Genomic DNA, 26,895 nt, shown 5'->3' with positions numbered 1-26,895 from the left:
AGGCGGTTCCGCACCGGGGAAGCGCGCGGATGATGCGACAGACCCGTCCCTTTACACGGCGTGTCCGCTCTGGTCCCCTCCATCCGGAGATCACCGGACCGGGAGGAGAGGCTTTGGCGGGGCAGCGCGGGTTCCTGCGCGATCAGCTGGAAGAGGCGGGGGGCGCCTGCCGCGAGGGCTGGCAGGTGCTGCGCCGCCGCGGTCCGGACCGCGTGCAGTTCTGGTTCATCGCTCTTCTCGTCGGCATCGCCTCGGGGATGGTCACGCTGGCCTTCCGCAAGGGGATCGAGCAGCTGCAGATCCTCGTCTACACCACCCATGACGTCCATCTGCACAGCATCGCCGAGACCCTGCCCTGGTACTGGCTGCTGGCCGTGCCGGTCATCGGCGGGCTGATCGTCGGGCAGATCCTGCACCGGTTCACGCCGGACGGGCGGGTCCGCTCGGTGGCGGATGTGATCGAGGGCGCGGCCCTGAAGGAAGGCCGGGTGGAGATGCGCGAGGGTCTGGCCTCGGCGGCCGCTTCGCTGGTCACGCTGTCCACCGGCGGCTCCACCGGGCGCGAGGGGCCGGTGGTCCATCTGGCGGGAACGATCTCCTCCTGGGTGTCGCGGCGGCTGCGCGCCGACGGCATGACCGGGCGCGACCTTCTGGGCTGCGCGGTCGCGGCGGCGGTCTCGGCCAGTTTCAACGCGCCGATCGCCGGGGCGCTCTTCGCGCTGGAGGTGGTGCTGCGCCATTTCGCGGTCCATGCCTTCGCCCCGATCGCCATTGCCTCGGTCGCGGGGACGGTGGTCAACCGGCTGGAATACGGCAATGTCACGGAATTCCGCCTGCCCGAGCCCGGCGCGCTGAACTTCTACGAGGAATTGCCGGCCTTCCTGCTGCTGGGGCTGGTCTGCGGGCTGGTGGCGGTGGTGCTGATGCGCTCGATCTTCTTTGCGGAAGAGGTCGCCGGGCGCGTGCAGGGGGCCACGGGCATGCCGCGCTGGCTGCGTCCGGGCGTGTCCGGGGCGATGCTGGGCCTGATGGCGATCTGGTTCCCGCATGTGATCGGGGTGGGCTACGAAACCACGGCGGCGGCCCTGACCGGACAGCTGACACTGGGCGCGGCGGTGGTCTTCGCGCTGGTCAAGGCGGCGGCGGTCTCGGTCACTTTCGCGGGGCGGATGGGCGGCGGCGTCTTCTCGCCCTCGCTGATGATGGGGGCGCTGACCGGGCTGGCCTTCGGCCATATCGCCACCGCGGTCTTTCCCGACATCTCGGGCAGCGAGGGGGTCTATGCGCTGGCGGGCACGGGGGCGGTGGCGGCGGCGGTTCTGGGCGCGCCGATCTCCACCACGCTGATCGTCTTCGAACTGACCGGCGATTGGCAGGTGGGGATCGCCGTGATGACATCGGTGTCGCTGTCCTCGGCGCTGGCCAGCCGCATGGTGGCGCGGTCCTTCTTCCTGACCCAGCTGGAGCGGCGCGGGATCAGCCTGGCGGACGGGCCGCAGCGCTACATCCTGGCAATGTTCCGGGTCTCGGCGGTGATGCGGCCGATCGAAAGTCCCACGGCCGCCCCCCGCGCCGCGCTGGAAGAGCTTCTGGGGGCGGGCATCGCCATCGACCAGTCCGAGACGCTGCACCGCGCCATGCCGCTATTCGACCAGGGCGATACCGCGATCCTGCCGGTGATCCGCGCCGATGGCGCGGGCGAGCCCGAGATCGTCGGTGCGCTGCATCACCTCGACGCGCTGAAGGCCTATTCGCGCGCCCTCGCCGCGACCGCGGCCGAGGAACATTCCTGACCCCCGGCCGGGTGGCCCGGCCGCATGTCGCGGCCTTTCGACGGCCGGGGCCGGGCGCGCCGCGGCGATCCTGCCGAATGCTGGCGATGCGCCCTGCGGTTTCGCGGTGCCGCTGCGGATGGCCCCGGGGCGCATGGCCGGATCCCGGGCGCGGAGGTCCGACGCCGCGGGCCGCGGCGGGGGACGGTCCCCGGGGCTGTCCCGGCACGCGGCATGGTCGAGGGGGCGGCATTTGCAAAGCGAATACAGCCGATAACGCGACAGTTGACCCGTTGCGCGCTTGCAACGTGGGCCTTTGGTGGCTAGATTCGTGACCAACCTGTGACATCGGAGGCAATGATGCCGCCCAAGACCACCGGGGTATCCGGCCTGGCGCGCAGGACTGCTGCGCCGCCGGTTCCCCATGCAAACCCGGACGAGGTCTATGCGGCGCTCGACCTGGGGACCAACAGTTGCCGCATGCTTCTGGCCCAGCCGCGCTCCGGGACGCTCGACGTGATCGACAGCTTCTCCAAGGCGGTGCAGCTGGGGGTCGGGCTGGAAGGGTCGGGGCGCCTGTCGCGGCCCGCCATCCAGCGCACGATCAACGCCCTGCGCATCTGCCGCCGCAAGCTGGCCCAGCACAATGTCCGCCGGATGCGGCTGGTCGCGACCGAGGCCTGTCGGCGCGCCAGCAATTCCAAGGCTTTCATAGAGGCCGTCCGCCGCGAGACCGGGCTGTCCATCGACGTGATCTCGGCCGAGGAGGAGGCGCGCCTGGCGGTCATCTCCTGTGCGCCGCTGGTCAAGCCCGAGACCGAGCAGCTGCTCGTGGTCGATATCGGCGGCGGCTCGACGGAGCTTGTCTGGCTCGACCTTTCGGATGTGGCGCCGGTGCGCCGCCGCGAGGCGATCCTCGACATGCATGGGGGGTCGCTGACCGGCGATACCGGGCAGGTGCGGGTGGTCGACTGGATTTCCGTGCCGCTGGGCGTGGCGACGCTGCGCGACCAGTTCATCGACGTGGAGGATGATTGCGGCTGTTTCGCGCTGATGTCCTGCCATTTCGAGGAACATCTTTCGGATTTCCTGCCCTATGGCCGCGACCATGACCGCAAGGGGTTCCAGATCGTCGGCACCTCCGGCACGATCACCACCGTCGCCGCCTCCTTCCTGGGGCTGAAACGCTATGACCGCGGGCTGGTCGACGGGCTGGACATGACCTCGGACCAGATCAACGGCGTGATCCGCGAATACCTGTCGCTGGGTCCTGCCGGGCGGCGCTGCGATCCGCGCATCGGGCGCGACAGGCACACGCTGATCATGCCGGGGGTCGCGATCCTGCAGGCGCTATTGCGGACCTGGCCGACCGACCACCTGCTGGCGGCGGATCGGGGCTTGCGCGAGGGGCTGCTTTACGCGCAGATGCGCGCCGATGGCGTGCTGGAACCGGCGACGCCGAAACCGGCCCTGGCGGCCGGACAGACGATCTGAAGGACCCAACGTGGCGAAGAAACCCGGAAGCAGCGGCCGCGGCCAGCGCGACCTGCGCGTCAAGGTGAAGACGGCGCGCGGGCGCAAGCTCAGCTCCACCCTCTGGCTGGAGCGCCAGCTCAACGACCCCTATGTCCAGCGCGCCCGGCGCGAGGGGTTCCGCGGGCGTGCGGCCTACAAGATCTCCGAGATCGACGACAAGTACCGCTTCCTGGTGCCCGGGGCGCGGGTGGTCGATCTGGGCTGCGCGCCGGGCGGCTGGTGCCAGGTGGCGGTGCAGCGCATCAACGCGCTCGGCGAGAAATCCGGCAAGCGCGTCGGCACCATCCTGGGCGTCGACCTGCAGGAGGTGGAGCCGATCGCGGGGGCGGAGCTGCACCAGCTGGATTTCCTGTCCGAAGGCGCGGACGACCTGGTCAAGGGCTGGCTCGGCGGCGAGGCGGATGTGGTGATGTCGGACATGGCCGCCGCCAGTTCGGGCCACAAGCAGACCGACCACCTGCGCATCATCGCGCTGGTCGAGGCGGCGGCCGAACTGGCCTTCGACGTGCTCACCCCGGGCGGCACCTTCGTCGCCAAGGTGCTGGCCGGCGGGGCGGAGCAGGGGCTGCAGGCCACGCTGAAGCAGCGCTTCGACAAGGTGGTGCATGTCAAGCCGGCCGCCAGCCGTTCCGACAGTTCCGAGAAGTTCGTCGTCGCCACCGGCTTCCGCGGCCGGGCCGCGGACGGGGCGCAGGACTAGCGCCGCGGCCCGGCCGGGGCGGCGGCATTTGACAACCTCCCCGATTCCCGCAGACGCTGCGTCAAGGCACGCGGTTCGCGATGACGGGGAGGACATCATGACAGAGCTGGATGCAGGGGCGCGCCCCCTGCCGCATGGCGCGCCGCGGCTGCGCGCGCTGGATGCCGAGGACCTGCGCCGCAGCCTCCTGCGCGGCTGGCAGGATTTCCGCGCCGCGCCGGTTTACGGGCTGTTCTTCGGCGGGGTCTACGCGCTGGGCGGGCTGGCCATGTACTGGATCACCATCGCCACCGGGCAGAGCTACTGGCTGATCCTGGCGGCCCTGGGCTTTCCGCTGATCGGGCCCTTCGCGGCGGTCGGGCTCTACGAGGTCAGCCGTCGGCTGGAACGCGGCGCGGCGCTGGACTGGTCGGGCATCCTGGGCGTGATGCGCCGCGAGGCGGGGCGACAGATCCCGTCCCTGGCGGTGCTGGTCATGGGGATCTTCCTGTTCTGGGTCCTGCTGGCGCATATGCTCTTCGCGCTGTTCATGGGGCGGATGACCATGGTCAATGTCTTCACCAGCTGGGAGGTCTTCCTGTCGCCCGGCGGGCTGATGCTGCTGGGCATCGGCTCGGCGGCGGGGGCGGGCCTGGCCGGGGTGCTGTTTTCGCTGACCGTCTTCGGCATGCCGATGCTTCTGGATCGCGAAGTCGATTACGTCACCGCGACCATCACCAGCCTTCGGGCGGTGATGGAAAATCCGCGCACCATGCTGGGCTGGGCGGTGCTGGTCACGGCCATGCTGTTCCTGGCGATGCTGCCGGCCTTCCTGGGGTTGCTGGTGGCGCTGCCGGTGCTCGGACATGCGACCTGGCATCTCTACCGCGCGGCGATCGGCTGATCCACTCCGCCCGCTGCCCCGGGCGCCGCGAGAGGGTGGCGTCCATGGGCAAGGCCGGGACGGATGTCAGGGATCGGCATGCATCGCCACGGGCGTGGCGGGATAATGCGCTGCGGAGGGTCTTGAGGAGGATGCCCCGGATCGGCATTCCGGCGGAATGTCCGAAGGGGGTAACTGGCGGAGAGACAGGGATTCGAACCCTGGGACCCTCAGAGAGGGTCAACGGATTTCGAATCCGCCCCGTTCGACCACTCCGGCACCTCTCCGCGCAGGTTCCGGCTGCTTAAAGAAAGGCCGCGGGACCTGCAAGGGGGGGAATCGCAGAAAATTTCCGCCGCCCCGCTTCTTGCCGCGACGTCGTCGGCGGGCATATGTTTTCCGAGAGCTTCCGGAGGGTTCCGCCATGATCGCACGCCTGTTCGCCGCCGCCATTGTCGCCGCGCTGCCCCTGGGGGCGGCGGCCCAGTCCGCGCTGGGGGCCGAGAAGATCCTCGAGACGGTGCGCATCGGCGAATTGCTGGAAATCATGGCCGAGGAGAGCCGCCGCCACGGCGCCGAGCTGGATCGCGACCTGCTGGACGGGCGCGGCGGAACAGCCTGGGCGCGCATCGTGGCGGGAATCAACGATCCCGCCCGCTGGGAAGACCGGCTGGGCGCGTCCCTGGAGACTGCGCTGTCCGATGATGTCGCCGGGCGGGTGGAGGCCTTCTTCGGGTCCGAGCAGGGCGGACGGATCGTCGAGCTGGAGCTGTCGGCCCGCCGCGCGCTTCTGGAGGAGGGCGTGGAGGAGGCCAGCCTGGAACGGGTCGAGACGCTGCGCTCCGGGGCGGCGCCCTTCTACGGACAGCTGGAACGCTTCGTCGAGGTCAACGGCCTGATCGATGCCAATGTGGTGGGGGCGCTGAATGCCAGCGTCGCCTTCCTTCAGGGGCTGAACGAGGGCGCGGGCGGCGGCGCGGCACCGGACCCGCTGGCAGATGCGCTGGCGCAGGAACCCGAGATCCGCGAGGCCACGACCGACTGGGTCTATTCCTTCGCCGGGCTCGCCTATGCGCCGCTGGCCTCCGACGACATGGAGGCCTATATCGCCTTCAGCGAAAGCGAGGCCGGGCATGTGTTCAACGCGGCGCTCTTCGCCGCCTTCGACGAGATGTTCGCCGAGACCTCGCGCGCCACGGGGCAGGCTCTGGGGCAGATGATGCTGTCGCAGGATCTGTGACCCTCCGCGCTTGACAGGCCGGGGGTTTTGCGGCATCAGGCGGTTTCCCGTCACGAGGCGGGGATTCTCAGCCGAAAGGCACGCAGTCCGAAGGTGCGCAACGCGCATGAACGCCGCCCCGGGCGGGACCCATGGACGCGAAACCGAAAAAGGGTAGACACATGTTTGCGGTCCTCAAGACCGGCGGCAAGCAGTATCGGGTCCAGAACGGCGACGTTCTGCGCATCGAGAAGCTGACCGCCTCCGCTGGCGAAACCGTCCAGTTCAACGAAATCCTGATGATCGGCGGCGACGAGCTGGTGATCGGCGCTCCGCTGGTGTCGGGCGCGGTCGTCAAGGCCGAGGTTGTCGAGCAGGTGAAGGCCGACAAGGTCATCTCCTTCGTCAAGCGCCGCCGGAAGCATTCGTCGAAGCGCACCCGCGGTCACCGCCAGAAGCTGACCCAGGTGAAGATCACCGAAATCCTGCCCGCCGGCGCCCCGGCCGCGGCGGAATAACCGTAGCACGAGGAGTACCACCCCATGGCACACAAGAAAGCTGGCGGTTCGTCCCGTAACGGTCGCGATTCCATCGGTCGCCGCCTCGGCATCAAGAAATTCGGCGGCGAAGCCGTCATCCCCGGCAACATCATCGCCCGCCAGCGCGGCACGCAGTGGTGGCCGGGCGAGAATGTCGGTCTGGGCAAGGATCACACCATCTTCGCGACCAGCGAAGGCAAGGTGACCTTCCACAAGGGCCTCAAGGGCCGCACCTTCATTTCCGTCCTGCCGGTGGCCGAGGCCGCCGAGTAAGCCGGACCCCGGCTGACCAGGAATGCAGGGGACCGGCGGCAGCGCCGGTCCCCTTTTGCGTTCCGGACGCACCGGGCATTAACATTTTTGCGCCAGCTTGCCGCGCGGGGGAGAGCGCCGATGGCCGGCGCCGATCCGCATGGCGGATCCTGGGAGGACAGGATGGAACAGACGACACTTGCGCCGCTGCCCGCGATCGGGGCGACGCGCTTCGACCTGCGGCCGATCCGCATTTCGGATGCCGGGCTCTGGGCGCTATATGCCGGGGATGCCCGCGTGGCGCAGATGACGCCCGCGATCCCGCATCCGCTGCCGCCCGGCGCGGCGGAAGCCTATGTCGCCCGCGCGACCGCGCCAGATCGCGGCGACGAGACCTGGGTTCTCGATGGCAGCCGCACGGGGCTGAGCGAATTCCTGGGCGTCGTCACCCTGACGCGGATCGATACCGGCAAGGCCGAGATCAGCTATTGGGTCGGGCCGGCCTTCTGGAATGCCGGCTATGCTTCCGAGGCGGTCGAGGCGCTGCTTGGGTCGAACCCGCTGGGGCTCGACACGGTCTATGCCTCGGTCTTCCAGGGCAATCCGCAGAGCGCCCGGGTCCTGACCCATGCCGGGTTCGAATATATCGGCGATGCCGAGGCCTATTGCCTGGCGCAGAACCGGATGCTGCCGACCTGGACCTACCTGCGCAGGCTCGCCGCGGCCGCCTGACATGACCGGGCCGATCCTGACCCGGCGGCTGGTGCTGCGCCAGGCGCAGCCTGCCGATGCCGGGTGGATCGCCGCCCAGATCGCCCGCCCCGAGGTGCATCGCTGGCTGCGCGGCGTGCCGTGCCCCTACGGTCATGACGAGGCCGCGGAATGGGTTCTCCAGAGCCGGAGGCTGAAGGCGCGGCGCATCATCGAATGCGGGGGCGCGCCGCTGGGCGCGGTCTCGCTCAGCGGGCCGCTGGGCTACTGGCTGCGCCCCGAGGCCTGGGGGCAGGGGATCGCGACCGAGGCGGCGGCGGCGATGATCGAGCGCCATTTCGCCGAGGGCGGCGGCGCGATCGGCGCGGATTACCTCGTCGGCAATGCCGCTTCGGCGCGGGTGCTGGACAGGCTGGGCTTCCGCGCGCTCGGCCGCGATGTCGTCCATAGCGAATACTGGCGGGCGCCGGTGGAGCTTGTCTGCCTGAGGCTGGCGCCCGGCGACTGGCCCCCCGGCGGTCCCGCCCGGCCGCCCGTCGCATCCCTGCCGGACCGGCCCTGCTGAACCGCGCGCCGGTGCATGCCGCGCGAAAACGCCACCCCCGAGGCTTGAGACTCCGCGGCGAAGGGGATATCGCCGCTTCAACCTCCGTTTCAGGACTGTCCGATGAAATTTCTCGATCTTGCCAAAGTCTATCTGCGCTCCGGTTCCGGGGGCAACGGCGCCGTGTCCTTCCGGCGCGAGAAATACGTGGAATACGGCGGCCCGGATGGCGGCGATGGCGGGCATGGCGGCGATGTCGTGGTCGAAGCCGTCGACGGGCTGAACACGCTGATCGACTTCCGCTACCAGCAGCATTTCTTCGCCCAGAACGGCCAGGGCGGCATGGGCCGCCAGCGCACCGGCAAATCGGGCGAGGACATCGTGCTGCGCGTCCCCGTCGGAACCGAGATCCTCGAGGAAGACGAGGAGACGGTGATTGCCGACCTGACCGAGCTGGGCCAGCGTGTCGTGCTGTGCCGCGGCGGCAATGGCGGCTGGGGCAACCTGCATTTCAAGACGGCCACCAATCAGGCGCCGCGCAATGCCAATCCCGGCCAGCCCGGGGTGGAGCGCACGATCTGGCTGCGGCTGAAGCTGATTGCCGATGCCGGCCTGCTGGGGCTGCCCAATGCCGGCAAGTCGACCTTCCTGGCCGCCACCTCGAATGCGCGGCCGAAGATCGCCGACTACCCGTTCACCACGCTGCATCCCAATCTGGGGGTCGTGGGAATCGACAATTCCGAATTCGTGATGGCCGACATTCCCGGCCTGATCGAGGGCGCGCATGAGGGCCGCGGGCTGGGCGACCTGTTCCTCGGCCATGTCGAACGCTGCGCGGTGCTGCTGCATCTCGTCGACGGCACCTCCGAGACGGTGGCCGATGATTACCGCACCATCGTCACCGAACTGGACATGTATGGCGGCGCCCTGGCGGGCAAGCCGCGGGTGACGGCGCTGAACAAGATCGACGCGCTGGATGACGAGGAACGGGCGGAACGGCTGGCAGAGCTGCAAGAGGCCGCGGGCGGCCCGGTCCTGGCCTTTTCCGGCGTGACCGGCGAGGGGCTGCAGGAGGTGCTGCGCGCCGTGCGCGGACAGATCGACGACGACCGCCTGCGCGAGAGGGTGTCGAAGGAAGAGCCGGAAAAATGGCGTCCCTGACCCGGGCGCGGCGGCTTGTCGTCAAGATCGGTTCGGCCCTTCTGGTCGACCGCGCCAGCGGGTTGCGCCGGGACTGGCTGGAAACCCTGGCCGCGGATGTCGCCTGGCTGCGCGGACAGGGGGCCGAATTGGTGCTGGTCTCCTCCGGCTCCATCGCGCTGGGGCGGCGGGTGCTGGGGCTGCCCGACGGAGCCCTGCCGCTGGAGCAGGCGCAGGCCGCGGCCGCGGTCGGGCAGGTGCAGCTGGCCCGCGCCTACGAAGAGGTGCTGTCGGCCCATGGGCTGCATTCGGGACAGGTGCTGGTCACGCTGGCCGATAGCGAGGACCGCCGCCGCTACCTCAACAGCCGCGCCACGCTCAACCAGCTTCTGACCCTGGGCGTGGTGCCGGTGGTCAACGAGAACGACACCGTGGCCACGGACGAGATCCGCTATGGCGACAATGACCGCCTGGCCGCCCAGGTCGCGGTCGTGGCCGGGGCGGACCAGCTGGTGCTGCTGTCGGACGTGGACGGGCTCTATACCGCCAATCCCCAGGTGGACCCGAGCGCCCGGCGCTTCGACCTGGTCGAGGAACTGACGCCTGAAATAGAGGCAATGGCCGGGGAGGGCGTGTCGGGCCTGTCCAAGGGCGGGATGATCACCAAGCTGATGGCGGCCCGCACCGCCATGGCGGCGGGCTGCGACATGGCCATCACGCTGGGGGCGCGGCCCAACCCGCTGCGGGCCCTTGCCGAGGGCGCCGCCTCGACGTGGTTCCGTGCCCAGACGGACCCGGCAACGGCCCGCAAGGCATGGATTCTGGCCATGAAACCGCGCGGCGAGGTGATCGTCGACGACGGGGCCCGGCAGGCGCTCGGGCGGGGAAAATCGCTGCTTCCGGCCGGGGTGACGGAGGTCGCGGGCGCCTTCGGCCGGGGGGAGCCGGTGACGATCCGCGGGCGGGACGGGACCCGCATCGGCATCGGGCTGAGCCGCTATACCTCGGCCGAGATCGGGGCCATCGCCGGGCGACAATCTCGTGACATTGCCGAAATTCTGGGCTATTCGGGAAGAGCTGCGCTTATCCACAGGGATGATATGGTGTTATGAAGGATCTTGAAACGGTGTCCGAGCTGATGGCTTCGATGGGGCTGCGCGCACGCGGCGCCGCACTCGAACTGGCCACGGCGGGACCAGAGCGCAAGGCCCGGGCGCTGGACGCCGCGGCGGATGCGGTCTGGAACCGGCGCGACGAGATCCTTCAGGCCAATGCCCTCGATTTGGAGTACGGGCGCGAAAAGGGCCTGACCGAGGCGATGATGGACCGGCTGCGGCTGGACGAGTCGCGCATCGAGGGTATCGTGGCCGGGCTGCGGGCCGTCGCTGCCCAGGACGACCCGGTGGGCGAGGTCATGGAGGAATGGGACCGGCCCTCGGGCATCCATATCCGCCGCGTCCGCACGCCGATCGGCGTGATCGGCGTGATCTATGAAAGTCGGCCCAACGTGACGGCCGATGCCGGGGCGCTGTGCCTGAAATCGGGCAATGCGGTGATCCTGCGCGGCGGGTCCGAAAGCTTCCACAGCTCGGGGGCGATCCATGCCTGCCTTCAGGCCGGGCTGCGCGCCGCCAAGCTACCGCTGGAGGCGATCCAGCTGGTGCCCGTGCGCGACCGGGAGGCCGTGGGCGAGATGCTGCGCATGACCGACCATATCGACGTGATCGTACCGCGCGGCGGCAAGGGGCTGGTCGGGCTGGTGCAGCGCGAGGCGCGGGTGCCGGTCTTTGCCCATCTCGAGGGCATCTGCCATATCTATGTCGATCAGGCCGCCGATCCCGAAAAGGCGCGCCGGGTGGTGATGAATGCCAAGACGCGGCGCACCGGCATCTGCGGCGCGGTGGAATGCCTGCTGCTGGACCGCGGTTTCATCGAAGCCCACGGAACCGCCCTGATCGAGGATCTGGTCGCCGCGGGCGTGGAGGTGCGCGCCGATCCCGCGCTGCAATCCGTGCCGGGCACGGTCCCGGCCGAGGACGGGGATTTCGGGCGCGAATTCCTGGACATGATCGTCGCGGCGCGGGTCGTCGAGGGCGTGGACGAGGCGATTGCCCATATCCGCACCTACGGCTCCAACCATACGGATTGCGTGCTGACCGAGGATGACGGCGTGGCGGCGGAGTTCTTCGCGCGGCTCGACAGCGCCATCCTGATGCGCAACGCCTCCACGCAGTTCGCCGATGGCGGCGAATTCGGCATGGGCGCCGAGATCGGCATCGCCACGGGCAAGCTGCATGCGCGCGGCCCGGTCGGGGCGGCGCAGCTGACCAGCTTCAAGTACCTCGTGACGGGGGATGGCACGGTGCGGGCCTGATCCCGCGGCCCGGTCGCAGCCAGGCCGGGTCAGTAGCCGAGCAGGATGTCGGTTTCGCGGATCTGCAGCCGCGGCGTGCGCCCCAGCGCGCGCATGGTCTGCGGCGCCAGCGCGAATTGCACCTGGGCCGGGGTGATCTCCGGCAGGCCCGGTGCGGCGGCGGCCTCTTCCTGCAACCCCTGCCACAGCTGCGGCAGGATCTTCAGCTTCTCGGCCCGGCCATGGATGCTCCATGCCGGGCCGTCGCGGGTCACGACGATCTCGCCGCCATAGGGCATGGCCGTCTCCAGGCACTGGATCAGGAGGAAGGCCAGCTTCACCTCGGCGCGCAGCGCGGGCTCGGGGCTGTTCCAGGCGATCCGCGTGCGGCTGCCGCGGGTGACGTCCTCCAGGATGCTGGCGATCTCGGAGCGGCCCATGCTGTGATCGCCCGCTGCCGCACCATAGGCCACCCGGTAGAACCGCACGCGCGCATTGGCATTGGCGACGCTTTCGGCGATAAGGGCCATCTCGGCGCCGCCGCTGCCGGTCATGGACAGAAGTTCCAGACCGTTGCCGATCGCGCCCAGCGGGCTTATCAGGTCGTGACAGATGCGGGACCCCAGCAAGGCAGTCAGATCATGGGCATTATTGGACATTCCACGTATTTCCTCCCGAGGTGGCGCTCATGATGAACGGACTGCTGGAACCGGGCATGCTGGTTCGTCATCCGACCCGCCCCGATTGGGGGCTCGGTCAGGTTCAATCGAACATAAATGGTAAAATCACGGTTAATTTCGAACATGCAGGCAAGGTCGTTATCGAAGGGACGGCCGTCGATCTGCAGCTTGAAATCGATCCCTGAGCTTCGGCGGCCCACCGCTCAACCTTAGGGAGAGAGATTTGCCCGCGTCAAGCAACGACAGCTGCGCAGCGGCGAATGTGGTAATTTTGTAGGAGCCGCGATGCTGCCGCCTTCCCCCGGGCCCGTGCCCCCCCGCGCCCCGAATTTCCAGGTCCGCCTTGCCCGCAGCGAGGAGGAGATCCGTGCCGCGCAGAGGCTGCGCTACGAGGTGTTCGTCGAGGAACTGGGCGCCGGCGGGCCGATGGCCGATCACCAGGCCCGGCTGGAGCGCGACCGGTTCGACCCGGTCTTCGATCACATGCTGGTGCTTGATCTCGCGCGGGGCGGCAGCCCGGCGGAGCAGGTGATCGGGGTCTACCGGCTGCTTCCGGGGGATCGCATCGAGCGCACGGGCGGGTTCTACGGCGACGGCGAGTATGACCTGTCGGTCCTGAAGGCGTCGGGGCGCAGGCTGCTGGAACTCGGGCGGTCCTGCCTGCATCGCGATTATCGCGGCGGGGCGGCGATGTTCCACCTTTGGACGGGGCTGGCCGCCTATACGCTGGAGCAGGGGGTCGAGATTCTCTTCGGCACGGCCAGCTTCCACGGCACGGACCCGGATCGGCTCGCGGCGCCGCTGTCGCTGCTGCATCACCGCCACCTGGCCCCGGAGGATCTGCGGGTGCGCACGCTGCCCGGCGTCTACGAACCGATGGACCGGATGCCGGAGGCGGAGATCGACAAGGTGGCCGCCATGCGCGAGGTCCCGGCGCTGATCAAGGCCTATCTGCGGCTCGGCGGTTTCGTCGGGGACGGCGCCTTCGTGGATCGCGATTTCAACACCACCGATATCTGCCTGGTGCTGGACGTGGCGCGCATGAATGCGCGCCAGCGGGCGATCTATACCAAGGGGCTGGGCGCGTGAACGGCGTCACCTGGCAGTCGCAGGACCCGCCCGTGGCGCGCCCGCCTGCCGGGGTGCGGGATTGGGCCCGCGTGATGCTGCGGGTGCCGCCGATCGCGCTGGTGCTGACGGGGGGGCTGGGGTTGCTCCTGGCGCTGCGGCTGTTCGAGCGGCCATTGCGCCGCAAGGACCGGCCGCTGTCGCCCCGGGTCACGGTCGCTGTCTGCCGGATCGTCCTGCGGCTGCTGGGGCTGCGGTGGCAGGTCGAGGGGCCGGAGGATCCGGCGGCGCGGCTGGTCGTGGCAAATCACGTGTCCTGGCTGGACATCTTCGTGCTCAACGCGCGCGGCCCGGTCTATTTCGTCGCCAAGTCGGAGGTCGCGGGCTGGCCGGGGATCGGGCTTCTGGCGCGGGCGACCGGAACCGTCTTCATCGCGCGCGACAGGCGGCAGGCGGCGGCCCAGGCGGCGCGGCTGCGCGACCGGCTGGCGGCCGGGCATCGGCTGGTGCTGTTTCCCGAGGGGACCAGCAGCGACGGCCGCCGCGTTCTGCGGTTCCGCAGTGCCATGTTCGCCGCGCTGCGCGACCTGCCCGGGCTGCGGGTGCAGCCCGTGACGCTGGCCTATCGCGCCCCGCCCGGCTGCGATCCGCGCTTTCACGGCTGGTGGGGCGACATGGACCTGGCGCCGCATCTGCTGCAGGTGCTTGCCGCCCCGCGCGGGGGGGCGGTGCGGATCATCCGGCATCCGGCCATTGCCGCCGCTGCCGGGCGCAAGGCGCTGGCCCTGGACAGCGAGGCGGCGGTGCGCGCCGGACTGGAGCAGGCGCTGGACTGACGGGCGCGGCCGCTCTGGCTCTGGACGCCTCCCGGTGTCCCCGCTAGGCGAGGGGGGCCATTGCAAGGACCGCCCCGATGACAGAGCTGATCCACGCGACCCTCGCGCTGCCGGGGCTTCTTCCGGTCCTGCTGGTCACCTTCGCCGCCGGGCTGGTCTATGGATTCGCCGGTTTCGGGGCGGCGCTGATCTACATGCCGCTGGCAACGGTCTGGGTCGACCCGTCGGTGGCGGTGGCGGGCCTGTCGCTGTCGGCGCTGGCCTCTCTGGTGACGGTGGTGCCCCGCGCCATCCGGCAGGTGGAGCCGGGGCCGACCCTGCTGATGGTCGCAGCGGCCTTCCTGACGGCGCCGCTGGGGATCTGGGTGCTGCGCAGCACCGATCCGCTGGCGCTGCGCTGGATCACCTCGGCCTGCGTCGCGCTGACCCTGGCCGGACTGATGACCGGCTGGCGCTATCGCGCGGTGCCGGGACGGCTGGCGCGGGCGGCGGTGGGCGCGGCGACGGGGATTGTGGGCGGCGCAACCGGGCTGAGCGGGCCGGTGGTCATCCTGTTCCATCTGGGCGGGCAGGGCAGCGCGGCGGCAAACCGGGCGAACACGCTGGTCTTCCTGACCTTCCTGTCGCTGCTGCTGCTGCCGCAGCTGGCCTTCCAGGGGCTGCTGAGCGCGCAGGCCATCGGGCTGGGCCTGCTGCAGCTTCTGCCCTATGCCGCAGGCTGCAGGCTGGGCCAGGCGCTGTTCGACCCGGCCCGCGAACGCCTGTACCGGCGCAGCGCCTATCTGCTGATCGCGGTGGCGGTGCTGCTGGGCCTGCCGCTGGAGTGAGGCCGGGGGGCTTCGCCTGGCGCCGGTTCCGCGCTAGAAGGGGACAGGAGGAAAGCGCATGCGCCTGACCGAAATCGATTATCGCGACACCCCGCCGGTCGAGGGCTACGGCCCGGGATTCTTCCGCATCGGCGGCGAGGTGATCCGCGGCGGGCTTCTGGTCCTGCCGGGGCTGCGCCGGGGCTGGGAAGGCTATGGCGACCTCGCCGACATCCTGGATCGGGCCGAGGGGCTGGACGTGCTGCTGCTGGGCACGGGGGCCGAGATGGCCTATCTGCCCGCCGCGCTGAAGACGCCGCTGGAGGCGGCCGGGATCGGGGTGGAGCCGATGGCCAGCCCCTCTGCCTGCCGCGCCTATAACGTGCTGCTCAGCGAGGGGCGGCGCATCGGACTGGCGGCGCTGGCGGTCTGAGCCTCAGCCGCGGCCGCGATAGGGCGGCACGCCCTGATCGGGGATCCAGACGCCTTCGGGCACCGGCCCGGTCTGCCAGAACACGTCGATCGGGATGCCGCCGCGCGGATACCAGTAGCCGCCGATGCGCAGCCAGCGCGGCGCCAGCGTCTCCACCAGCCGCGCCGCGACCATCAGCGTGCAATCCTCGTGGAACGAGCCATGATTGCGGAAGGATCCCAGGAACAGCTTCAGCGACTTCGATTCCACCAGCCACTGGTCGGGGACGTAGTCGATCGTCAGATGCGCGAAATCGGGCTGGCCGGTCATCGGGCAGAGCGAGGTGAATTCCGGGCAGGTGAAACGGACCACGTAATCCATCGAGGCGCGGGCATTGGGCACGCGTTCCAGCCTGGCCGTTTCGGGGCTGGCCGGCAATTCGGTGCTGCCGCCCAGCTGGGTCAGGGACGAGAAACGTTCTTCGGTCATGGGGTCGGTCCGCTATGGGGGTCGGGGGCGAAATGCTTGGCCAGCTTCAGCCCCTGTCCCTGGTAATTCGAGGCCAGATCGGCCCCGTAGAGCAGATCCGGCCGTTCGGTCATCCGTTCATAGATCAGCCGCCCGACGACCTGCCCGTGATCGAGCGCGAATGGCGCCTCGTGGCAGCGCACCTCGAGAACGCCGCGCGCGCCATGCCCGCCCGCCTCGTGATGCCCGAAACCGGGATCGAAGAACCCCGCGTAATGCACGCGGAATTCGCCGACCATGGCGAAATACGGGGCCATCTCGGCGGCGCAATCGGGCGGGATCGTCACCGACTCCCGGCTGACCAGGATGTAGAAGGCCCCGGGATCGAGGATCAGCCGCCGGTCCTCGGTTTCCAGCCTTTCCCAGAACTCGCGCACCGGATAGCTGCCCAGCCGGTCGAGGTCGATCACCCCCGAATGCGGTTTGGCGCGATAGCCGACCAGCCCGCCGGGACCCGGTTCGAGATCGACGGAAAATCCCAGCCCGTCCGAGATCACCGCCGGGCCGCCATCGACCAGCGGCTCGGCCGCATGGCGCGCCGCCAGTTCGGCATCCTCCAGCACCGCGCGGCCCGCGCGCAGGCGCAGCTGGTTCAGCCGCATGCCCGGGCGCACCAGCACGGAAAAGCTGCGCGGGCAGATCTCGGCATAGAGCGGGCCGTCATAGCCTGCGGGGATGCGGTCGAATTCGGTCCCGTGATCGGTGACCAGCCGTGTCAGAAGGTCCAGCCGCCCGGTCGAGCTCTTGGCATTTGCGACCCCTTCCAGCCCGGGCGGCATGCGCAGCCGCTCCATCAGCGGGACGAGGTAGACGCAGCCCTTTTCCAGCACGGCGCCATCGGAGAGGTCGATGCGGTGCATGAGGAAATCGGGAAGGCGGGCGGAAATGCGCGAGTCCCTTCCGGCAAGGAACGAGGCGCGCAGGCGGTAGGCGGTATGGCCGAGCCGCAGGTCCAGCGACGCGGGCTGGATCTGGCCCTCGACCAGCGGTTGCAGCGGTGCGATGACGCCCCGCTCGACCAGATCGGCCAGCGCCTGACGTGGCAGAACCCCCTGTCCGGTATGCGCGGTCATGGATCCTCCACATCGGGTATCGTGCGGTTATTTGGTCGGGCCAGCGAGATTCGAACTCACGACCTTCCGTCCCCCAGACGGACGCGCTAACCAGGCTGCGCCATGGCCCGACCGTTTGGCTCTTCTACTGTTTTCTCCGGCAGCTGCAAGGCGAAAAAGACAGTTTTTTCGCCGATTCTATGCGGCCTGCATCCGGTCGCGCAGGGCGGCCAGCCGCTGGGCCTGACGGGCAAGGGCCTCTTCGCCGAGGCGCGCCCGCAAGAGAGCGGACTCGAGGCCGCGAAGCCCGGAAGCGGCGGAAGGCAGGCAGGCAGCACCCGGGGCGGGATCGGAGGGATCGCGCGGCAGCACGGGACGTGCGCCCGCGGCCGGCGCGGCCGGGATCGCCCCTGCCGGGGCTTCGGCGGAACGGGAATCCAGTGCAGAGAACCCGGTGCCGGGCCCCGTTTCGTCCCGCTCCGCGCTGGTGGCGGGGGGCGGGCGCATGTCCTGGTCGAGCTCGTTGATGAAGAAACCCTGGATGCGGGGACGGTCCTGCGGCGGCGCGGCGCGGCGCGACCGGAACCCGCCCTCCTCGGCCGCGGGGAACTGGACCGGCGCGGATGCGGCTGCCGAGCGCTGCCAGCGGCGCGCGAAAAGCGGCTGGGACACGGTGTCTTCCATGGAACCGGCTTTCCCGGGGCTCCCGGTATCCGGGGCGGCGTCGGTCGGATTGTCATCCCCGGGCCCATCCTCCCCCTGTGCCGGATCCTCTCCCTGCGATCGCCGATGCGCGAATACGGGGCCGTCATCGCCGACCGGTTCGTCCGTCTCCGGATCAACGGGGCCGGTTTCATCGAGATCTCCGGCGGCGGCCAACGTCGCGCCGGCAGGTGCCAGATCGTGTTCCTGGGAAAACGGGGCCAGCGGCGCCATCCCGTCCCCGGCTGCGGTTGGATCTGGGGCGTCGCCATCTTCGGGGGAGGGGAGTTCATCCTCCTCTGCCGTTTCGGCGCTGGATTCCGATTCATGGTCCGGGGACGGCCGGGGCGCTGGCCTGCCATCCGCGTGGGCCGTGGCGGAGCGGCCGGACACGCCCTCCACCGGCATTTCCGCCGCAGGTTGCGACGCCGCGGCATCGGCGGGACCGCCCGGTGATGGCGGTTCCGCGGAGGGGGGGTGTCCTTCCGGCTGCGCGTCGGCATCCTCGGCCGCCGCGAGGGTGTCGGGATCCTCGGATGCGGCGCCGTCCTGTTCCGGCCCGGCGGATTGCGGCATGTCCTCGTCGGCGGAGACTGCGGCATAGGCCGCGGCGAAATCTCCGGGGCTGTCCTCCGGGGGGGCCGGGGAGGCCGCCGGTGTCGGCTCCGTATCGTCGGCCGCGGCGGCGAAGGTCAGGCGCGGCGCCGGGGGGACGGTCGCGGCCTCGCGCGCCAGCGGCGGGGAAAGCGCGGTTACGGCGGCGCTGCCGCTTTCGGCGAGGATCTGCTGCACTTCGCGGATGCTCTGGCCGCGGACATGCAGCATCTCCTTGATCCCGCCCAGCAGTTGCATGTCCTCGGGGCGATAGTAGCGCCGTCCGCCGGCACGCTGGACCGGCGCGACCTGGGGAAACCGGCTTTCCCAGAAGCGCAGCACATGGGTGGGCGTGTCCAGCCATTTGGACACTTCGGATATGGTGCGGAAGGCGTCCGGCGACTTTTCCATCTCAGAACCCCGAGGACCGGCCGGTCCCGGGGGATCGGCGCGACATCTTGCCAGGCCCCGCCATCCGGCGGTGCGATTCAGTTCCGTGCTTAACCGTGATCAGGTTTCCGAGCGGTTACCCTGTGCCACCCGTTCCTTCATCAGATGCGACGGGCGGAAGGTCAGCACGCGGCGGGGATGGATCGGAACCTCCTGGCCGGTCTTGGGGTTGCGCCCGACCCGGGCCGCCTTCTCGCGGACATTGAATGTCCCGAAGGAGGAGATCTTGACGCTGTCGCCCCCGGCCAGCGCGTCGCTGAGATGGGCCAGCACGGCCTCGACCAGCTGCGCCGATTCGTTGCGCGACAGGCCGACCTCGCGGAACACGGCCTCGCTCAGATCCATCCGCGTCAGTGTCTTTCCGGTCATTCTGTCCCCCCGTTGATCTGCCGTCTGCGGTTCACCGACCATAGGAACGGCTTTGATCGAGAGTCAATATGCCCGGAACTCAATGGCTTGGAGCTTTGGCGGGTTTACCACCGGATGATGGCGGACCCCCAGGCCAGTCCGCCGCCGATCGCCTCGGCCACGATCAGGTCGCCGGGGGTGATCTTGCCCTCGGCCTTGCCGACCGAAAGGGCCAGCGGAATCGAGGCGGCAGAGGTGTTGCCGTGATCCTGCACGGTGACGATCACCCGCTCCATCGGCACGTCCAGTTTCTTGGCGGTGCCCTTGATGATGCGCAGATTGGCCTGGTGCGGCACGATCCAGTCGATATCGGCGCCGGTCAGCCCCAGCTTTCCCAGCGATGTCTGGGCGGTCTGGGCCAGTTTCTCGACCGCGTGGCGGAAGACTTCCTTGCCCTGCATGCGCAGATGCCCGGTGGTCTGGGTGCCCGAGACGCCGCCATCCACATAGAGGATGTCCTTGTAGCGCCCGTCGGAATTGAGGTCGGAGGCGAGGATGCCGCGATCCGCCACGGTTCCGGTGCCCTCCGCGGCCTCCAGAACCAGCGCCCCCGCGCCGTCGCCGAACAGGACGCAGGTCGCGCGGTCGGTCCAGTCCATGATGCGCGAGAATGTCTCGGCCCCGATGACCAGCACCCGCTCGGCCTGGCCCGAAAGGATCAGCCCGTTTGCATTGGTCAGCGCGAAGATGAAGCCCGCGCAGACCGCCTGGATGTCATAGGCGAAGCCGCGCGTCATGCCCAGCTGCGCCTGCACCATCGTGGCGCAGGAGGGAAAGGTCAGGTCCGGGGTGGAGGTCGCGACCACGATCGCGTCGATATCGTCGGGCCGAAGCCCCGCATCGGCAAGCGCGGCCCGCGCGGCCTCTGCGGCCAGGTCCGAGGTGGTCTGTCCCTCGGCGGCGAAATGGCGCCGCTCGATCCCCGAGCGGGTGCGGATCCACTCGTCCGAGGTATCGAGCAGCCCCTCGAAATAGCTGTTGGGGACGATGCGTTCGGGCAGGCAGTGGCCCACCCCCCGGATCATCGCGCGTCTTGTCATTTCTGGTTACCGTATAGCTGCCCGACTTGTGCGGCACCTTGGCGCGCCTCCTCGACGGATGCAACCCGATGCGCCAGCTGGCCGGGCAGATCCGCGCGCGCCAGCTCATGGGCCAGGCGCACCGCCGCCTCGATGCCGGTGGCATCCGAGGAGCCGTGGGATTTCACCACCGTGCCGTTCAGCCCCAGGAACACGCCGCCATTGACCCGGCGGGGGTCGATGCGCCTGCGCAGCCGCAGCAGCGAGGTCAGCGCCAGAAGCGAGGCCAGACGGGACAGGATGGAATGGCGGAAGGCCTGTTTCAGAAGGTCCGAGACCAGCCGGGCCGTGCCCTCGCCGGTCTTGAGCGCGATGTTGCCGGTGAACCCGTCGGTGACGATGACATCGGTGCGGGCGGAGGGAATGTCGCCGCCCTCGACATAGCCGACATACTCGAAGAGGCCGCTCTGCGCGGCCTCGAGCAGCATGTCATGGGCGACCTTCAGTTCCGCGCGGCCCTTGTGCTCCTCGGTGCCGACATTCAGCAGGCCGATGCGCGGCTTCTCGAGTTCAAGGGCGATCTGGGCATAGAAGGCGCCCATCAGGGCGTATTGGACCAGGTCCTCCGCCTCGGCGCGTATATCGGCGCCGACATCCAGCATGACGTTGAAGCCGGCGGGATTGCGGGAGGGCCAGAGGCAGGCGATGGCGGGACGGTTGACGCCGGGCAGCTTGCGCAGCCGGATCATCGACAGCGCCATCAGCGCGCCGGTATTGCCGCAGGAGACGCAGGCGCGGGCCTCGCCGTCGCGCACGGCATCGACGGCGGCCCACATCGAGGTCCCCTTGCCGTGACGCATCACGTGGCTCGGCTTGGAGTCCATCGTGACCACGTCGGCGGCATGGCGGATCTCGCACCGCTCCCGCAGGAGGCGATGCTTGGCGGCCAGCGGCTCCAGCACGGCGCTGTCGCCATGCACGAGAAAGCGCAGCCGCGCATTGCGCTGCAGCGCCTTGTGAAGGCCGCTCATGACCATGGCGGGGCCCTTGTCCCCGCCCATCGCGTCAATGGACAGGACGATGTTTCCAGAGTCGCCGTTGCCCTTCGCGGGCTGCGCCGTCTTCGTCATGTCCTGTATCGGGGCCGTGGCTTATGCCGCGTCGTCTTCGAGATCGACTTCCTCGGCAGCCGCGACGACTTCTCGGTCGTCATAGTGGCCGCAGGCGCCGCAGACGTGGTGCGGGCGCTTGAGCTCGCCGCAATTCGGGCATTCCGCGGGGTTGCCGGCGGTCAGCGCGTCATGCGAACGGCGCATGTTGCGGCGGGATTTGGTGACTTTATTCTGGGGGACGGCCATGTCTCAACCTCAGGTGGGCCGGGGCGTGCCCGGGTTGGTTTGCGTTCTGGGCGCACAGGCCCGGCGGATAGGGACGGCAACGGGGCCGGAGCCCGCGGCTGACCAGCCCTGAAAACGAGACCGGTTCAATACTCTTCTCGGGCAGAAGTGCAACCGTTTTTTGTGGTTCCGGCGCGCTGCGGGGCTATTCTTCGCCGGAATCCCCGTCATCGCCGCCATCGGCAAGCTTTCCGCGCAGCGCCGCGAGCCCGGCGAAGGGCTTCGCCTCCTCGTCGGTCATGGGCGCCTTGCCCGGTTCGGTGACGGCGGTATCGGCGAATCCCGCCCCCTCGGCGCGGGGATAGAGCGGCAGGGCCAGCGCCAGCGCCTCGTGCATGACCTCGGCGAGGTCCAGCTGCCGGGGCAGGGGACCGGCCGTATCATCTTCGGGCATCTCGGTTTCCGCGCCCGTCTCGGGATCTTGCCAATCCGCGAGATAGCGCCGGGACAGGTCCTCCTCCAGCCGCGTGGTGACCGGGGCCAGGGTGACCGTGCAGGGCTGGATGACGGTGGCGCCGAGATGCGCCTCCAGCCGCCAGTCGCGCTTGCCCTCGGGCAGGAGCCGCCCCTCGAAGCGCAGCTTGCGCAGCCCGTCCAGCCCCAGATCGGCGCGCAGCGCCTCCTGGACCTCGGGCGACGGCTGCAGGGAAAAAGCCGCGCCCTCGCGCGGCAGCCGGGACAGGACGACCTGGGTTCCGTCGATTCGGCTTTCGCTGCTGTCGCTCATGACATGATCCTTCCTTGCAGTGGCGCGCCGGCTTGGATAACTCGGACAGCAGCATGCGGGCAAGCCGGCCGGACCGGGCCGCCTGCGGGAACGGAACGGACGGAAGTACAGGCGATGGGTCGGATCACGAGTGCAATGCGGGGTGCCGGACTGGCGGTGGCCATGTCGGGACTGGTCTCCTGCACGACCATGTACGACGATTACGGATATGTCCCCACCGACATGCAGCTTGCCGAGATCGAGCCCGGCTCGGACACGCGCGAAAGCGTCGAGGAAAAGGTCGGGGCGCCGCCGCTGGACGATTTCCGTCGCGACGATGTCTGGTATTTCGTCGCCTCCCGCAATGCCACCTATGCCTGGCGCAAGCCCGAGACGATCGAGCGGCAGGTGGTCGCCATCCGCTTCACCGAGGGCGGGTCGGTCTCGAATATCGAGCGCTACGGGCTGGAGAACGGCGAGGTCGTCACCCTGTCGCGCCGCGTCACCGAAAGCGCCGTGCCGGATCTGGGCTTCCTGCGCGGGTTGCTGAACAGCACGTCGCTGGCCCCGGCGCTGCCCTCCTCCGAATCCCTCTGAGAGGCAATCGCGGGGCGCGGCGACGGCCGTGCCCTGCCGGATCTTGCCAGATGCCGGGCGGGGTGCTTTGCTCGTCCCGACCAGTTCCGGGACACATGCCTTGACCAACCGCCCCTCCTTCCAGATCGGCAGCCAGCGGATCCCGCCGGGCTCGCGCCGCACCGTCGACCTGCCGGTCAGCGTCCTGTCGGACCATACGCCCGTCAGCATGTCGGTGCATGTCGTCCATGGCCGCAGGGACGGGCCCGTGCTGTTCGTCTCGGCCGCCGTGCATGGCGACGAGGTGATCGGCGTGGAAATTGCCCGCAGGCTCCTGCGCAGCCCGCAGCTTGACCGGATCTCGGGCACGCTGATGGTGATCCCCATCGTCAACACCTTCGGCTTCCTCAACCATTCCCGCTACCTGCCGGACCGCCGCGATCTCAACCGGTCCTTCCCCGGATCGGAGACCGGATCGCTGGCGGGGCGGCTGTCGCATCTGTTCATGACCGAGATCGTCGGCCGCGCCGATCTGGGGATCGACCTGCATTCGGCCGCGATCCACCGCATGAACATGCCCCAGATCCGGGTCAGCCCCGGCAAGCCGGAGACCATCGCCCATGCCGAGGCCTTCGGCGCGCCGGTGGTGATCCGCTCCAAGCTGCGCGAGGGCAGCCTGCGCGCCGCCGCTCAGGCGGCGGGGGTGGATATCCTGCTCTACGAGGCGGGCGAGGGGCTGCGCTTCGACGAGATGTCCGCGCGCGCCGGGGTCGCCGGGGTGCTGCGCGTGATGCACGGGCTGGGGATGATTCCCAAGCGCGGCGTGCCCATTCCCTCGGCGGCGCCCCTGCGCGCCTCCAAGACCGAATGGGAGCGCGCGCCCGCCGGCGGGCTGATGCGCGCCTTCAAGAGCTGCGGCGAAATGGTGGCGGAAGGCGATCTTCTGGGCATCATCTCCGACCCGTTCGGCGAGGCGGAGGCAGAGCTGCGCGCCACGGCGGGCGGGCTGATCATCGGGCGCACCAACCTGCCGATCGTCAACGAGGGCGACGCGCTGTTCCATATCGCCGATGTCGAGGCCGATGGCGCGGTCCGCCGGATCGAGAGCCTCTCGGCCCAGCTGGACGCCGCCTCGATGTTCGACGAGGACGAGATCATCTGAAGACGGGGGCGGCCCCGCGGTACCTTCGGGGTCTGCCCGCTGCGCGGCGCCCTCCGGCGCAGCCGCCGGCAGGATGCGCGATCGGCGCGCGCCATGGCCCGGGCGGAGCGGCAGGGCGGGCGGGTCTGCGGGGAGCCTGGGGAAAGGGTTGGAGGTCCCGGAGCCTTGCCCGTGGGGGCTGTGAATGCGCGGCCCCGGGACCTTCTGCATCGCGTCCTTGCGATGACCCCTTGTCCCCCCCGCGGATGGCATCGTCGCGGAGAGCCCGGGGCATGGGCGGGGTCATTGCATGGCGAAACCGTGGCAGACCTGCGCAAACCCGCCGCGAAGCGGGTCCCGCAGGCGGCCGCGGCCGGGATCAGCCGTCGAAATCGACCTCTTCGATCAGGCGCAGCGCGGGCGGACGGGCGGCCGCGAGGTCCTTCAGCTCCAGCGTGTCGGGGGTGAAGCTTCCCCAGGACGCGACTAGATCCGAGGGCGGCGTCTCCGGCGAGATCGGGTATTCGTTGTTCAGTTCCGCATAAAGCTGCTGGCCCTCCGGCGAGGCCAGGAATTCCATCAGCTTCACCGCGTTGTCGCGATTGGGCGCGGCCTTGGTCATGGCGACGCCCGAGATGTTCACATGCGTCCCGCCATTCTCGAAGACCGGGAACAGGAGCCGCACGCTCTCGGCCCAGTCCTTCTGTTCGGGATCGGCAAGCATCTGGCCCATGTAATAGGTGTTGCCCAGCGAGATGTCGCATTCGCCGGCCCAGATGGATTTCACCTGCGCGCGGTCATTGCCCTGGGGTTTCTTCGCGAGGTTGGCCTTGAGCCCCTCCAGCCAGGTGCGGGTCGCTTCCTCGCCGTGATGCAGCAGGTAGGCCCCGGCCAGCGCGACATTGTATTCATGCGTGCCCGGGCGGGTGCAGATCCGGCCCTTCCACTTGGGATCGGCCAGGTCTTCATAGGTGGTGATGTCCTCATCGGCGACGCGGTCCTTGGCGGCATAGACGACGCGCGCGCGGCTGGTCACGGCGAACCAGCGGTTCTCCGGGTCGCGGAAGGCGGCGGGAATGTCCGCGGTCAGGATGTCGGAATCGACCGGCTGGATCACACCGGCCTCCACGATTTCCATCAGCCGCGCGATATCGACGGTGAAGACCAGGTCCGCCGGGCTGCGCTCGCCCTCCGCCTGGAGCCGCTCGACCATCCCGGCATTGAGGAAGGCGACATTGACGGCGATCCCGGTTTCCTCGGTGAAGACATCGAAGATCGGCTCGATCAGCTCGGGCTGGCGGTAGGAATAGACATTCACCTCCTGCGCGAAGGCGGAGCCTCCGGCGAGAGCGGCAAGGGCGGTCAGGGATGTCAGGCGCATGATCGAACTCCGGGTGCGAAATGTGCCGCGACTTAAACATGACCAAATTAGTCAATCAATGCCTGTCAGATGGTCACCCGGCTTTTTCCGCATGTTTGACGCTGTCCCAGATCGCGTCCATCTCGGCCAGGTCCGACTCGGCCGGGCGGCGGCCGCTTTCGGCCAGCCTTGCCTCGATGGCGCGGAAGCGGCGGGTGAACTTGGCATTGGCGGCGCGCAGCGCCTCCTCGGGCTCCACGCCCAGATGCCGCGCGAGGTTCGCCATGACGAAGAGAAGGTCGCCCATCTCCTCGGTCACCTCCGCCTGGCTCAGCTCGTCGCGCGCCTCCACCAGCTCGGCGCTTTCCTCCGCGATCTTGGCCAGAACCTGATCGGTCGCGGGCCAGTCGAAGCCCACGCGCGCCGCGCGGCGCTGCAATTTCACCGCCCGCGTCAGCCCCGGCAGGTTCAGCGCCACATCGTCCAGCACGCCGCCGCGGGCGCGGTTCGCGCGTTCGGCGGCCTTGATCGTCTCCCAGTCGGCGGTCTGCTGGTCGGGCGTCTTGTCGCGGCTCTCGTCGCCGAAGACATGCGGATGGCGGTCGATCATCTTCTGCGCCACCGTCCCGGCCACATCGTCGAAGCCGAACAGCCCCGCCTCCTCGGCCATCTGCGCGTGATAGACCGTCTGCAGCAGCAGGTCGCCCAGCTCGCCCTGCAATTCGCCCCAGGCCTGCCGCTCGATCGCGTCGGCCACCTCATAGGCCTCCTCGATCGTGTAGGGGGCGATGGTGGCGAAATCCTGGGCGATGTCCCAGGGGCAGCCGGTTTCCGGATCGCGCAGCCGTCGCATGATCTCCAGCAGGCGCGGCAGGCCGGGCGCGGTGTCGAAGATCGGGTCGCGGGTCTGGGTCATGGCGGGCTCCGGTCGGGCTCTGGTCGGTGATGGGACAATTGGTCCGGTGCCCCCTCTGCGGGTCCGGCCCCATGTCAGGCTAGTCTTGGACCAGATTCTGGGGGTGATCCATGCGACTCGTGACCATCTTCGTGGCGATCGGACTGGCCGTGGCCGTCCTGTTCTCGCTTTATGTCCGGCTCGCGCCCAGCGATCCGCAGGTCTGGCATGTCGATCCGCGCAATGTGGAGGATCAGGGCCAGGACGGTGCCTACCTGCTGCGCGACGGCGATCCCTCCGATGGCCCGGCGCCGCGTTTCGCGGGCGCGCCGGAAGAGGTGATGGCGCGGCTGGACGCGGTGGCGGAGGCGACGCCGGGGGTCACGCGCCTGGCCGGCAGCCCCAGCGACCGCCATGTCACCTATGTGGCGCGCTCGCGGCTTTTCGGGTTCCCCGACTACATTTCCGTCATCGCCTGGCCGGTTTCCGAGGGCACGGCGGTTGCGGTCTATTCGCGGCTGCGCTTCGGCTCCTACGACCTGGGGGTCAACCGGCGCCGGGTGCTGGACTGGCTGGAGGCGCTGGCCTGAGGGCGGCGAGCCGGTCTTGACGGCGCGCGCGGGCGCGGGCATTGCCG

30 protein-coding genes, 2 tRNA genes and 1 pseudogene are annotated in these 26,895 nt (G+C 69.3%); 20 read left to right on the top strand and 13 right to left on the bottom strand.

The features are described from left to right. Positions 1–113 precede the first annotated feature (113 nt). From ICN82_RS02980 to ICN82_RS02965, 4 genes are all read left to right on the top strand, one after another. Positions 114–1,793 (top strand): chloride channel protein, encoded by a 1,680-nt coding sequence (locus ICN82_RS02980; protein WP_226898249.1) that lies wholly within the window; start codon positions 114–116, stop codon positions 1,791–1,793. 336 nt (positions 1,794–2,129) lie between these two features. Further along, complete coding sequence (locus tag ICN82_RS02975) at positions 2,130–3,266, top strand: Ppx/GppA phosphatase family protein (RefSeq protein ID WP_456238065.1); 1,137 nt, start codon at positions 2,130–2,132, stop codon at positions 3,264–3,266. A 10-nt stretch (positions 3,267–3,276) separates the two neighbouring features. Further along, positions 3,277–4,008 carry an RlmE family RNA methyltransferase gene (locus ICN82_RS02970; protein ID WP_330998953.1) on the top strand — a complete coding sequence of 244 codons (732 nt, stop codon included), beginning with the start codon at positions 3,277–3,279 and terminating at the stop codon, positions 4,006–4,008. Positions 4,009–4,105: 97 nt separating this feature from the next. After that, entirely contained in the window at positions 4,106–4,891 is a 786-nt protein-coding gene (locus tag ICN82_RS02965; protein WP_193179443.1) for a DUF2189 domain-containing protein, read from the top strand. Positions 4,892–5,066: 175 nt separating this feature from the next. On the opposite strand, the gene ICN82_RS02960 is transcribed toward ICN82_RS02965, so the two are convergent. Beyond that, positions 5,067–5,157, bottom strand: a tRNA-Ser gene (locus ICN82_RS02960). 137 nt (positions 5,158–5,294) lie between these two features. Here ICN82_RS02960 and ICN82_RS02955 point away from each other — a divergent pair. The 8 genes and pseudogenes from ICN82_RS02955 to ICN82_RS02920 all read left to right on the top strand — a co-directional run bounded on the left by ICN82_RS02955 (position 5,295) and on the right by ICN82_RS02920 (position 11,649). Next, positions 5,295–6,110, top strand: a complete 816-nt coding sequence (locus tag ICN82_RS02955) for a hypothetical protein (RefSeq protein WP_193179441.1) — start codon at positions 5,295–5,297, stop codon at positions 6,108–6,110. 161 nt (positions 6,111–6,271) lie between these two features. After that, positions 6,272–6,598, top strand: a pseudogene (gene rplU, locus ICN82_RS02950) (50S ribosomal protein L21); the annotation flags it as partial. 33 nt (positions 6,599–6,631) lie between these two features. Further along, the gene (gene rpmA, locus ICN82_RS02945) at positions 6,632–6,901 is read left to right on the top strand and encodes a 50S ribosomal protein L27 (RefSeq protein WP_193179439.1); all 270 of its coding nucleotides are present in this window, start codon (positions 6,632–6,634) and stop codon (positions 6,899–6,901) included. A gap of 162 nt (positions 6,902–7,063) precedes the next feature. After that, positions 7,064–7,612, top strand: a complete 549-nt coding sequence (locus ICN82_RS02940) for a GNAT family N-acetyltransferase (protein WP_193179437.1) — start codon at positions 7,064–7,066, stop codon at positions 7,610–7,612. A 1-nt stretch (position 7,613) separates the two neighbouring features. Next, positions 7,614–8,156 carry a GNAT family N-acetyltransferase gene (locus ICN82_RS02935; protein ID WP_193179435.1) on the top strand — a complete coding sequence of 181 codons (543 nt, stop codon included), beginning with the start codon at positions 7,614–7,616 and terminating at the stop codon, positions 8,154–8,156. A 102-nt stretch (positions 8,157–8,258) separates the two neighbouring features. Continuing rightward, positions 8,259–9,296: a GTPase ObgE gene (obgE, locus tag ICN82_RS02930; protein WP_193179433.1), complete on the top strand. Its 1,038-nt coding sequence runs from the start codon at positions 8,259–8,261 to the stop codon at positions 9,294–9,296. Then, positions 9,284–10,387, top strand: coding sequence for a glutamate 5-kinase (proB, locus tag ICN82_RS02925; RefSeq protein ID WP_193179431.1), 1,104 nt, complete (start codon positions 9,284–9,286; stop codon positions 10,385–10,387). The genes obgE and proB overlap by 13 nt, the downstream gene beginning before the upstream one ends. Continuing rightward, positions 10,384–11,649 (top strand): glutamate-5-semialdehyde dehydrogenase, encoded by a 1,266-nt coding sequence (locus tag ICN82_RS02920; protein ID WP_193179429.1) that lies wholly within the window; start codon positions 10,384–10,386, stop codon positions 11,647–11,649. Before proB ends, ICN82_RS02920 begins: the two co-directional genes overlap by 4 nt. A 29-nt stretch (positions 11,650–11,678) precedes the next feature. On the opposite strand, the gene ICN82_RS02915 is transcribed toward ICN82_RS02920, so the two are convergent. Further along, positions 11,679–12,287 (bottom strand): histidine phosphotransferase family protein, encoded by a 609-nt coding sequence (locus ICN82_RS02915; protein WP_193179427.1) that lies wholly within the window; start codon positions 12,285–12,287, stop codon positions 11,679–11,681. Between the two features lie 32 nt (positions 12,288–12,319). Here ICN82_RS02915 and ICN82_RS02910 point away from each other — a divergent pair, with 32 nt between their 5' ends. The 5 genes from ICN82_RS02910 to ICN82_RS02890 all read left to right on the top strand — a co-directional run bounded on the left by ICN82_RS02910 (position 12,320) and on the right by ICN82_RS02890 (position 15,451). Then, positions 12,320–12,493 (top strand): DUF3553 domain-containing protein, encoded by a 174-nt coding sequence (locus ICN82_RS02910; RefSeq protein ID WP_193179607.1) that lies wholly within the window; start codon positions 12,320–12,322, stop codon positions 12,491–12,493. Between the two features lie 100 nt (positions 12,494–12,593). Then, entirely contained in the window at positions 12,594–13,397 is an 804-nt protein-coding gene (locus ICN82_RS02905) for a GNAT family N-acetyltransferase (protein WP_193179425.1), read from the top strand. Next, entirely contained in the window at positions 13,394–14,212 is an 819-nt protein-coding gene (locus tag ICN82_RS02900; protein WP_330998952.1) for a lysophospholipid acyltransferase family protein, read from the top strand. Before ICN82_RS02905 ends, ICN82_RS02900 begins: the two co-directional genes overlap by 4 nt. A gap of 77 nt (positions 14,213–14,289) precedes the next feature. Further along, a complete protein-coding gene (locus ICN82_RS02895; protein WP_193179423.1) occupies positions 14,290–15,039 on the top strand; it encodes a sulfite exporter TauE/SafE family protein in 750 nt (249 codons plus the stop codon). Positions 15,040–15,097: 58 nt separating this feature from the next. Then, entirely contained in the window at positions 15,098–15,451 is a 354-nt protein-coding gene (locus tag ICN82_RS02890; protein WP_193179421.1) for an Mth938-like domain-containing protein, read from the top strand. 3 nt (positions 15,452–15,454) lie between these two features. Here ICN82_RS02890 and queF read toward each other — a convergent pair whose 3' ends face one another. From queF to ICN82_RS02845, 9 genes are all read right to left on the bottom strand, one after another. Then, a complete protein-coding gene (queF, locus tag ICN82_RS02885) occupies positions 15,455–15,919 on the bottom strand; it encodes a preQ(1) synthase (RefSeq protein WP_193179419.1) in 465 nt (154 codons plus the stop codon). Continuing rightward, positions 15,916–17,031 carry a 2'-deoxycytidine 5'-triphosphate deaminase gene (locus tag ICN82_RS02880; RefSeq protein ID WP_193179417.1) on the bottom strand — a complete coding sequence of 372 codons (1,116 nt, stop codon included), beginning with the start codon at positions 17,029–17,031 and terminating at the stop codon, positions 15,916–15,918. Before ICN82_RS02880 ends, queF begins: the two co-directional genes overlap by 4 nt. Positions 17,032–17,063: 32 nt before the next feature. After that, positions 17,064–17,141: transfer RNA gene (locus tag ICN82_RS02875), tRNA-Pro, on the bottom strand. Positions 17,142–17,208: 67 nt separating this feature from the next. Next, on the bottom strand, positions 17,209–18,717 hold the full coding sequence (locus ICN82_RS21240; protein ID WP_226898248.1) for a MerR family transcriptional regulator: 1,509 nt from the start codon (positions 18,715–18,717) through the stop codon (positions 17,209–17,211). Positions 18,718–18,816: 99 nt separating this feature from the next. Continuing rightward, positions 18,817–19,125: an integration host factor subunit alpha gene (gene ihfA, locus ICN82_RS02865; RefSeq protein WP_193179415.1), complete on the bottom strand. Its 309-nt coding sequence runs from the start codon at positions 19,123–19,125 to the stop codon at positions 18,817–18,819. A gap of 104 nt (positions 19,126–19,229) precedes the next feature. Then, a complete protein-coding gene (locus tag ICN82_RS02860) occupies positions 19,230–20,204 on the bottom strand; it encodes a beta-ketoacyl-ACP synthase III (RefSeq protein ID WP_193179413.1) in 975 nt (324 codons plus the stop codon). After that, positions 20,201–21,313 (bottom strand): phosphate acyltransferase PlsX, encoded by a 1,113-nt coding sequence (plsX, locus tag ICN82_RS02855; RefSeq protein ID WP_193179411.1) that lies wholly within the window; start codon positions 21,311–21,313, stop codon positions 20,201–20,203. The genes ICN82_RS02860 and plsX overlap by 4 nt, the downstream gene beginning before the upstream one ends. A gap of 21 nt (positions 21,314–21,334) precedes the next feature. Beyond that, entirely contained in the window at positions 21,335–21,541 is a 207-nt protein-coding gene (gene rpmF / locus ICN82_RS02850) for a 50S ribosomal protein L32 (protein WP_108261419.1), read from the bottom strand. Positions 21,542–21,725: 184 nt separating this feature from the next. After that, complete coding sequence (locus ICN82_RS02845) at positions 21,726–22,307, bottom strand: YceD family protein (protein ID WP_193179409.1); 582 nt, start codon at positions 22,305–22,307, stop codon at positions 21,726–21,728. Between the two features lie 135 nt (positions 22,308–22,442). Here ICN82_RS02845 and ICN82_RS02840 point away from each other — a divergent pair, with 135 nt between their 5' ends. After that, entirely contained in the window at positions 22,443–22,883 is a 441-nt protein-coding gene (locus tag ICN82_RS02840) for an outer membrane protein assembly factor BamE (protein WP_226898247.1), read from the top strand. Positions 22,884–22,983: 100 nt separating this feature from the next. Beyond that, on the top strand, positions 22,984–24,024 hold the full coding sequence (locus ICN82_RS02835) for a succinylglutamate desuccinylase/aspartoacylase family protein (protein ID WP_226898246.1): 1,041 nt from the start codon (positions 22,984–22,986) through the stop codon (positions 24,022–24,024). A gap of 358 nt (positions 24,025–24,382) precedes the next feature. Here the strand turns inward: ICN82_RS02835 and ICN82_RS02830 are convergent, their stop codons facing one another. Next, a complete protein-coding gene (locus tag ICN82_RS02830; protein ID WP_193179405.1) occupies positions 24,383–25,384 on the bottom strand; it encodes a Fe(3+) ABC transporter substrate-binding protein in 1,002 nt (333 codons plus the stop codon). Between the two features lie 73 nt (positions 25,385–25,457). Continuing rightward, a complete protein-coding gene (gene mazG / locus ICN82_RS02825) occupies positions 25,458–26,279 on the bottom strand; it encodes a nucleoside triphosphate pyrophosphohydrolase (RefSeq protein WP_193179403.1) in 822 nt (273 codons plus the stop codon). 110 nt (positions 26,280–26,389) lie between these two features. On the opposite strand from mazG, the gene ICN82_RS02820 reads away from it, so the two are divergent. Continuing rightward, positions 26,390–26,848, top strand: coding sequence for a DUF1499 domain-containing protein (locus tag ICN82_RS02820; protein ID WP_193179395.1), 459 nt, complete (start codon positions 26,390–26,392; stop codon positions 26,846–26,848). The last annotated feature ends 47 nt before the right edge of the window (positions 26,849–26,895 follow it).

The organism is Mangrovicoccus algicola, assembly GCF_014903745.1.
GTDB lineage: Bacteria > Pseudomonadota > Alphaproteobacteria > Rhodobacterales > Rhodobacteraceae > Mangrovicoccus > Mangrovicoccus algicola.
Note: the sequence above shows the minus strand (reverse complement) of the source record. Positions and strands in the feature narration are given on the sequence as shown.

Coding starts and splice junctions, on each gene's coding strand:
- ICN82_RS02975 (WP_456238065.1), top strand. CDS start 2,130: ATGATGCCGCCCAAGACCACCGGGGTATCCGGCCTGGCGCGCAGGACT.
- ICN82_RS02920 (WP_193179429.1), top strand. CDS start 10,384: ATGAAGGATCTTGAAACGGTGTCCGAGCTGATGGCTTCGATGGGGCTG.
- ICN82_RS02905 (WP_193179425.1), top strand. CDS start 12,594: ATGCTGCCGCCTTCCCCCGGGCCCGTGCCCCCCCGCGCCCCGAATTTC.
- ICN82_RS02955 (WP_193179441.1), top strand. CDS start 5,295: ATGATCGCACGCCTGTTCGCCGCCGCCATTGTCGCCGCGCTGCCCCTG.
- rpmF (WP_108261419.1), bottom strand. CDS start 21,541: ATGGCCGTCCCCCAGAATAAAGTCACCAAATCCCGCCGCAACATGCGC.
- ICN82_RS02910 (WP_193179607.1), top strand. CDS start 12,320: ATGAACGGACTGCTGGAACCGGGCATGCTGGTTCGTCATCCGACCCGC.
- ICN82_RS02940 (WP_193179437.1), top strand. CDS start 7,064: ATGGAACAGACGACACTTGCGCCGCTGCCCGCGATCGGGGCGACGCGC.
- ICN82_RS02965 (WP_193179443.1), top strand. CDS start 4,106: ATGACAGAGCTGGATGCAGGGGCGCGCCCCCTGCCGCATGGCGCGCCG.
- ICN82_RS02935 (WP_193179435.1), top strand. CDS start 7,614: ATGACCGGGCCGATCCTGACCCGGCGGCTGGTGCTGCGCCAGGCGCAG.
- rpmA (WP_193179439.1), top strand. CDS start 6,632: ATGGCACACAAGAAAGCTGGCGGTTCGTCCCGTAACGGTCGCGATTCC.
- ICN82_RS02840 (WP_226898247.1), top strand. CDS start 22,443: ATGCGGGGTGCCGGACTGGCGGTGGCCATGTCGGGACTGGTCTCCTGC.
- mazG (WP_193179403.1), bottom strand. CDS start 26,279: ATGACCCAGACCCGCGACCCGATCTTCGACACCGCGCCCGGCCTGCCG.
- obgE (WP_193179433.1), top strand. CDS start 8,259: ATGAAATTTCTCGATCTTGCCAAAGTCTATCTGCGCTCCGGTTCCGGG.
- ICN82_RS02890 (WP_193179421.1), top strand. CDS start 15,098: ATGCGCCTGACCGAAATCGATTATCGCGACACCCCGCCGGTCGAGGGC.
- queF (WP_193179419.1), bottom strand. CDS start 15,919: ATGACCGAAGAACGTTTCTCGTCCCTGACCCAGCTGGGCGGCAGCACC.
- ICN82_RS02895 (WP_193179423.1), top strand. CDS start 14,290: ATGACAGAGCTGATCCACGCGACCCTCGCGCTGCCGGGGCTTCTTCCG.
- ICN82_RS02880 (WP_193179417.1), bottom strand. CDS start 17,031: ATGACCGCGCATACCGGACAGGGGGTTCTGCCACGTCAGGCGCTGGCC.
- proB (WP_193179431.1), top strand. CDS start 9,284: ATGGCGTCCCTGACCCGGGCGCGGCGGCTTGTCGTCAAGATCGGTTCG.
- ICN82_RS02860 (WP_193179413.1), bottom strand. CDS start 20,204: ATGACAAGACGCGCGATGATCCGGGGGGTGGGCCACTGCCTGCCCGAA.
- ICN82_RS02820 (WP_193179395.1), top strand. CDS start 26,390: ATGCGACTCGTGACCATCTTCGTGGCGATCGGACTGGCCGTGGCCGTC.
- ICN82_RS02915 (WP_193179427.1), bottom strand. CDS start 12,287: ATGTCCAATAATGCCCATGATCTGACTGCCTTGCTGGGGTCCCGCATC.
- ihfA (WP_193179415.1), bottom strand. CDS start 19,125: ATGACCGGAAAGACACTGACGCGGATGGATCTGAGCGAGGCCGTGTTC.
- ICN82_RS02830 (WP_193179405.1), bottom strand. CDS start 25,384: ATGCGCCTGACATCCCTGACCGCCCTTGCCGCTCTCGCCGGAGGCTCC.
- ICN82_RS02845 (WP_193179409.1), bottom strand. CDS start 22,307: ATGAGCGACAGCAGCGAAAGCCGAATCGACGGAACCCAGGTCGTCCTG.
- plsX (WP_193179411.1), bottom strand. CDS start 21,313: ATGACGAAGACGGCGCAGCCCGCGAAGGGCAACGGCGACTCTGGAAAC.
- ICN82_RS21240 (WP_226898248.1), bottom strand. CDS start 18,717: ATGGAAAAGTCGCCGGACGCCTTCCGCACCATATCCGAAGTGTCCAAA.